The sequence below is a fragment of the Niastella sp. genome (genome assembly GCF_045805085.1).
Taxonomy (GTDB): domain Bacteria; phylum Bacteroidota; class Bacteroidia; order Chitinophagales; family Chitinophagaceae; genus Niastella.
Map to the genome: position 1 here is coordinate 22,149 of NZ_JBJMLX010000085.1, position 6,000 is coordinate 28,148.

The following is a 6,000-nucleotide window of genomic DNA, read 5'->3' on the forward strand; positions in this document are numbered from 1 at the left end:
CTTTTAAAAGTTCCGTTTATAACTAAATTCGTTACGATCGATACAGTGGCTATTCATCTTACTTTTGTTACCAAAGCCACTCAGCATCTGCATTTTACCAAACTCATCCCCCTGATTGCATTTTTAAAAAAGGTAGTGGTTCATTGAAACCATAAAGTTTTCCACTAAATTACTTAGCACAAATTTACTAATAATCTTAGTACTTTTGGTGTGCAATCAAACAAATAATTATGGGTTTCCCGTCTCCGGCAAAAGATTACCAGGAGGATGTGATTGAATTGTCACAATACCTGGTTCAGCATCCCACCGCTACTTTTTATTTCCGGGTTTCCGGCGATAGCATGATCAATGCCTGTATGCCACATGGTTCCCTGCTGGTGGTTGACCGGTCGCTAAAACCCGCCAGTGGCATGATAGTGCTGGCAGTAGTAAATGGCGAATTCACCGTGCGCCGCATTGTTCAAACCCGTAGATCGCTGGTGCTGCACCCTGAAAACCCTATTTATAAACCATTGGTAGTCACCGAAGAAATGAATATGCAGGTGTGGGGGGTGGTAACCGCCGTGGTAGTGAAGTATAAATATGAAAATAATGATCGCGTTGGTTGACTGTAATAACTTTTATGCCTCGTGCGAGCGGCTTTTTCAACCCCGGCTCCAAAACAGGCCCATTGTTGTGCTCAGCAACAACGATGGTTGTGTAATTGCCCGATCAGACGAGGCAAAGGAACTGGGCATCGAAATGGGCGCGCCTTCTTTTTTAATAGAACCGGTTCTACAACAACACAACGTATCAGTGTTTTCTTCCAACTATACTTTATACGGCGACCTCAGCGACCGGGTTATGAGCACCCTTTCGCAATTCGCCGATCAACTGGAAGTGTATTCCATCGATGAAGCATTTTTAGATCTGTCTTCCTTCCGGCATCATAATTTAACCGGGTACGCGCAAACCATCCGCAACACGGTGATGCAAAACACCGGCATTCCTGTTTCCATTGGTATTGCGCCCTCCAAAACATTGGCGAAAATGGCCAACCGGTTGGTAAAGAAAAGGAACAAACAACTGGGCGTGTATTGTATTGACACCGTAGAAAAAATGCAGTTCACTTTACAAAACACGCTGGTAAAAGACATCTGGGGTATCGGCAGTCAGTATACGAAACTGCTCAACCGACATGGCTTCACCACTGCCTGGGACCTTAGCAAAGCGCCGGAAGAATGGATCCGGAAAAATTTGTCGGTAGTTGGCCAGCGAATGTATAATGAGTTGAAGGGTATTTCATGTATTAGTTTTGAAGAAATGCCACCCAAAAAGAAAATGGTTTGCGTGGCCCGTGGTTTTGGAAAGGTATTGAGCGACAAAAACGAAGTAATGGAAGCGCTGGCCAATTTTACCGCTATGGTAGCGGCTAAACTACGCAGTGAGCAGCTGGTGACCAATACCATTCAGATCTTTGTGCAAACAAACGCCCATCGCGCTAACGAGCCACAATACTTCCGTTCGTTAACCATTAGCTTACCTGTTGCCACCAATAGCACCAATGAACTGATAACCCATGCCCGCCAGGGTTTTGAAACCATTTACAGGCCAGGTTATAATTATAATAAAACAGGTTGTACCGCCATGGAATTGATACCGGCCACCGAAGTACAGGCCAGTGTTTTTGATACCGAAAACAGGGCACGAAATTCGCAACTGATGCAGGTGTTGGATAAGGTGAACAGATCGTTTGGCAAAAATACCGTGCGCTTTGCCTTGCAGGGTTTTAGTACGCGGTGGAAATTGCGCCAACTAAAATTATCGCCCTGTTACACCACCCGCATTGAGGAAGTATTGACCATAAAAATCTGAGCTATGCACAATCCGTTTGTTTTGCTGACAACCCGGTTGCTGGAATCGCTCATAAAAGCGGGCAATACTTTTTTTGTGCGCCAAACTTATCCGCGTGGTAAAAACCAGCTCGATCCCCTGAACAAAGCCGCTTTTTTATTTAGCCACTATACTGATTACAGCCGGGCAAAAACGCATTATGATGCGTTGGACAACGATCCCAACAAGTTTTTATATAATATAAACGAGCCGGAGCATTATGAAAAAATGTTCATTGCCGCCGGCCAGCCTGAAGGATTTCATATTTACAGCCCACTGGTGCCACAACCCTGGAAACCCACCGCACCTATTGCCGCTAAGATCCGCAATTACATCAATCAAAAAATGGACTGGAGTCTCAGCCGCAGCGATGCGGTAAAGGCTGACCTTTTTGTTCAGTTTGGCGAACTTTTCATTACCTTAAAGTTTGGGATTCATGAGGTAAAATTACCGCTCGCAGAAATTGAAAATTTTTGATGCATGTGTTACGATATTTCGTTTTCGTCGAACATTCAGTTAATAACAGATTATTTGCCCGACCTGGTGGTTGACCCGCAACTTAATTTTGATTTTGATATGGCCATTCATGTAATGGCGCAGGCTTATCGCAAATATCCCGTTATAATTAATGATGGCGGCACTTATAAATTAATGCCATTTGAATGGGGTGTGATTGCCGATTACATGAACACACCCGAAAAAATAAAACAGGGCCGGCAATACATGTGCAATGCCCAAAGCGAAAAGATCATCAACGATAAAAAGTCTTTCTGGCGAAGGATCCGGTCAAAAAGGTGTCTTATTCCGGTAACAGGTATTTACGAGCACCGGGAAATAAAAGGGTGGAAAAATAAAGTGCCTTATTTTATCCACATAAAAGACCGGCCCATGTTCTGTATTCCCGGTTTATATCATTACTCTCCCATTCCCGATGTGGAAACCGGTGAAATAAAAGGTACTTTTACACTTATTACGCGGTCGGCTAATTCCGTGATGAAGCAAATTCATAATGGCGGCCCCAACGTTTTCCGCATGCCGATGTTCCTTCCTAAAGAACTGGAATTAAAATGGCTGCAGCCCGATTTAACCGATGAAGACATACAGGAAGTGCTTGATTTTGAGATGCCTTCGGAGCAATTGGAGTACTGGCCGGTATTCACCATACGTTCTACCAAACCCCGCCCCGACAACAGGGAAAAAACAGCGCGCTACGAATGGCCCAATCTGCCACCACTGGGCATTGATGAAAGTACGGAGCAAAAAAACCTGTTCTCATAGTAAAACCACTACATCCGGTATTTGAAACAATAATATAAATAAATGGCCGTTCTTTAGTTCTCACAACCGGGGATCGAAGCAAACGCACTGTGGATAAGCCAGCAACCGAAAAATGAGTAGCAGAACAGAAAATTTAGTATATCCCGGCCTGTCAGGTGAACAGCGCGGTACACATCGGCGAAGCAGGTAAAGTATAATTTGATTGCGATGCCGTAATCCCGCCCCCATCCTAAGGCTTTTCCACATCTGTTCTGGATGAAAATTTACGATAGAAAATTACGAATCGAACCTGTAGAAATATACCGTTAATATCACATTAAATTGGTATTGGCTGAATAGAAAACTTTTTATATTTTTTCGATGAATATAACTTTACTGTTATTAAACTAATCCTGTTAATCCCATGAAACTCAACCAGATCGTATTTAACGGCCTGCTTCTGTTTGCAAGCAGCTCTGTAGCGTACTCACAAACAATTACTACCGTAGCCGGTGTTGTAGGATCTCCCGGATATGGTGGAGATGCCGGTCCTGCCAACAATGCCCGGTTTAATCAACCAAGGGCGGTGGCTACCGACAACGACAACAACCTCTACATCGCGGATATGCGTAACCACGTTATCCGGAAAGTAAATTCCAACGGTATCATCAGCACCGTAGCTGGTAACGGTACCGCTGGTACAGCCGGTGACGGAGGGCCCGCCACCGCAGCCCAGTTAGCCCAGCCAACTGGTATGACCATCGATAATGATGGCAACATCTACATCGCCGACTTTAACTCATCTGTAATTAAGAAGGTTACTACATCAGGTATCATGAGCATCTTCGCCGGTAACGGTACAGAAGGTTTTAGTGGTGATGGCGGCCAGGCTGCACAAGCCAAACTGTATCGCCCTACTGCCGTTGCTGTTGACAAAGATGGTAACCTGTACATTTCAGATGCTTCTAACAAAGTCATCAGAAAAGTAAATAAACAAGGGGTAATCAGCACTATTGCGGGTGTTCCCGGAAGATCCGGTTACGCCGGTGATGGCGGTCCTGCGACAAAAGCGTTATTAACGCAACCCGCAGGTATCGCTGTAGACTACTCTGGTAATATTTATATCGCCGATCCTTCCAACTCAGTTGTTCGTAAAATAAACCCAGCGGGTGTTATTACTACTTTTGCAGGAAACGGAACAGCTGGTTACAGCGGAGATGGCGGCCCTGCTATCAAAGCACAGTTCCAGATGGGTTCACCCCAGGGTTTGGCGGTTGACCCGGCTGGTAACGTATATGCTTCTGATTATCAAAACCACGCTATCAGAAAGATCAGTTCAAAAGGCATCATCACTACCATCGCAGGTACCGGTGCTCCTGATTATGCTGGCGATGGCGGTCCTGCTATACTGGCGAAGATCTGGTACCCCATCGGTATCGCTACCGATAATGCCGGTAACGTGTTCATCACAGATAGCTATAATAATACAATTCGTGAAATTGTTTCATCTTGTAACGCACCCATGCCTTCATTCGAAACACAACCTGTAAGCAAACAGGTTTGCGCTGGTGGCAGTGCCTCCTTTACAGTTGCGGCTAACAATGCCGACAACTACCAATGGCAGGTACAAACAAACGGTGAATGGGCTGATATAGCAGAAGGTGGAAGCTACGCAGGTACAACCACCAGCACGCTCACTGTTACCGGAATCACAGCCAAGATGAACAACTTACAATACCGCGCCGTGGCCAATAACGCCTGCCGCACTTTGTTCTCAAGTAAAGCTGCTTTAACTGTTACAGGCGGTGGTGCGCTGCCAACCCTGGCAATTGCTCCTGCGCTGAACGGTATGTGTGTCGGTTCTCCTGCTACTTTCACTGTGAAAGTAACCAATGGTGGTACTGCACCCAACTATAAATGGATGGTGAACGGTAATGATGCCGGTGGCACCAGCTCCACTTACAGCAATGCTTCTTTAGTTGATGGCGACAAAGTAAGCGTGGTAATGGCAAGCGCAGCCGGTGGTTGCGGCGGTGCGCCCATCACTTCAAACGTAATTGAAGTGAAAATGGGAACTGCTCCTGAGATCAAATCAAACACAGAGATCAAAATATTCGAAGGTTTCAGCGCTAAATTAACAGCAACCAGCGGTGGCGCCCCTATTTCGAGTTACTCCTGGACGCCTTCTACTGGTGTTACCGGATCCAACACAGCCAGCCCGATTGTAAAACCTGCTAAAACCACTGTTTATAAAGTAACTGGTACTAACGCCAGTGGTTGCGCCGGAACAGCTGAGGTTACCGTAACAGTAGTGAAAAAGATCGCCATGCCAAGAACACTGACAGCTGGCAGCACCTTCTCAATCCCTGCTGTTGACCCTGCCTTTACTTTAACAAGCTTCGTGATCGTAGATGCTGCCGGAAAAGAAGTTTTCAGAACAACCGATATCAGCAAAGGTTGGAATGGAACTAACAAAGCAGGCGCTAAAGCTCCCTCTGGTATCTATAGCTACACTATCAGCGGAACTTTGCAAACAGGTAAGGTTAGCGTAAAAGGAACTGTTTCAGTAGTCAAATAAACTTCCTGGGATAATACATAATAAAATAAAAGAGGGTGGACCGGTTGATCCACCCTTTTTTTATTTCATACCCCGCTGAAATTCAACCCACAAACACCAGACTTCCAGTCCATCCATTATCCCGGTCTTATTCCCGATCAAGTTTAAATAATTTTCCGGCCCAACACTTGCATATTTAAAAAAACGGGTTAATCTTTGTATTAACAATTTCAATCAAGTATTCGTACCCAATCTTCCTACTGAACAGGCCCGCCTTATACAAATCATCATCCTTTCGAGTAATCCTAATTATA

The 6,000-nt window shown here is 45.2% G+C and carries 5 protein-coding genes; all 5 read left to right on the forward strand.

Going from position 1 to position 6,000, the window contains the following annotated elements; all coding sequences use genetic code 11:
- Positions 1-230: 230 nt before the first annotated feature.
- The 5 genes from ACJ751_RS04120 to ACJ751_RS04140 all read left to right on the forward strand — a co-directional run bounded on the left by ACJ751_RS04120 (position 231) and on the right by ACJ751_RS04140 (position 5,707).
- A complete protein-coding gene (locus tag ACJ751_RS04120; RefSeq protein WP_407744106.1) occupies positions 231-608 on the forward strand; it encodes a LexA family protein in 378 nt (125 codons plus the stop codon).
- Positions 592-1,854 carry a Y-family DNA polymerase gene (locus tag ACJ751_RS04125; protein ID WP_407744107.1) on the forward strand — a complete coding sequence of 421 codons (1,263 nt, stop codon included), beginning with the start codon at positions 592-594 and terminating at the stop codon, positions 1,852-1,854. The genes ACJ751_RS04120 and ACJ751_RS04125 overlap by 17 nt, the downstream gene beginning before the upstream one ends.
- A 3-nt stretch (positions 1,855-1,857) precedes the next feature.
- The gene (locus ACJ751_RS04130) at positions 1,858-2,349 is read left to right on the forward strand and encodes a hypothetical protein (protein WP_407744108.1); all 492 of its coding nucleotides are present in this window, start codon (positions 1,858-1,860) and stop codon (positions 2,347-2,349) included.
- A gap of 3 nt (positions 2,350-2,352) precedes the next feature.
- Positions 2,353-3,150 carry an SOS response-associated peptidase gene (locus ACJ751_RS04135; protein WP_407744109.1) on the forward strand — a complete coding sequence of 266 codons (798 nt, stop codon included), beginning with the start codon at positions 2,353-2,355 and terminating at the stop codon, positions 3,148-3,150.
- 403 nt (positions 3,151-3,553) lie between these two features.
- Entirely contained in the window at positions 3,554-5,707 is a 2,154-nt protein-coding gene (locus ACJ751_RS04140) for a gliding motility-associated C-terminal domain-containing protein (RefSeq protein WP_407744110.1), read from the forward strand.
- Positions 5,708-6,000: the final 293 nt, after the last annotated feature.

Coding starts and splice junctions, on each gene's coding strand:
- ACJ751_RS04120 (WP_407744106.1), top strand. CDS start 231: ATGGGTTTCCCGTCTCCGGCAAAAGATTACCAGGAGGATGTGATTGAA.
- ACJ751_RS04125 (WP_407744107.1), top strand. CDS start 592: ATGATCGCGTTGGTTGACTGTAATAACTTTTATGCCTCGTGCGAGCGG.
- ACJ751_RS04135 (WP_407744109.1), top strand. CDS start 2,353: ATGTGTTACGATATTTCGTTTTCGTCGAACATTCAGTTAATAACAGAT.
- ACJ751_RS04130 (WP_407744108.1), top strand. CDS start 1,858: ATGCACAATCCGTTTGTTTTGCTGACAACCCGGTTGCTGGAATCGCTC.
- ACJ751_RS04140 (WP_407744110.1), top strand. CDS start 3,554: ATGAAACTCAACCAGATCGTATTTAACGGCCTGCTTCTGTTTGCAAGC.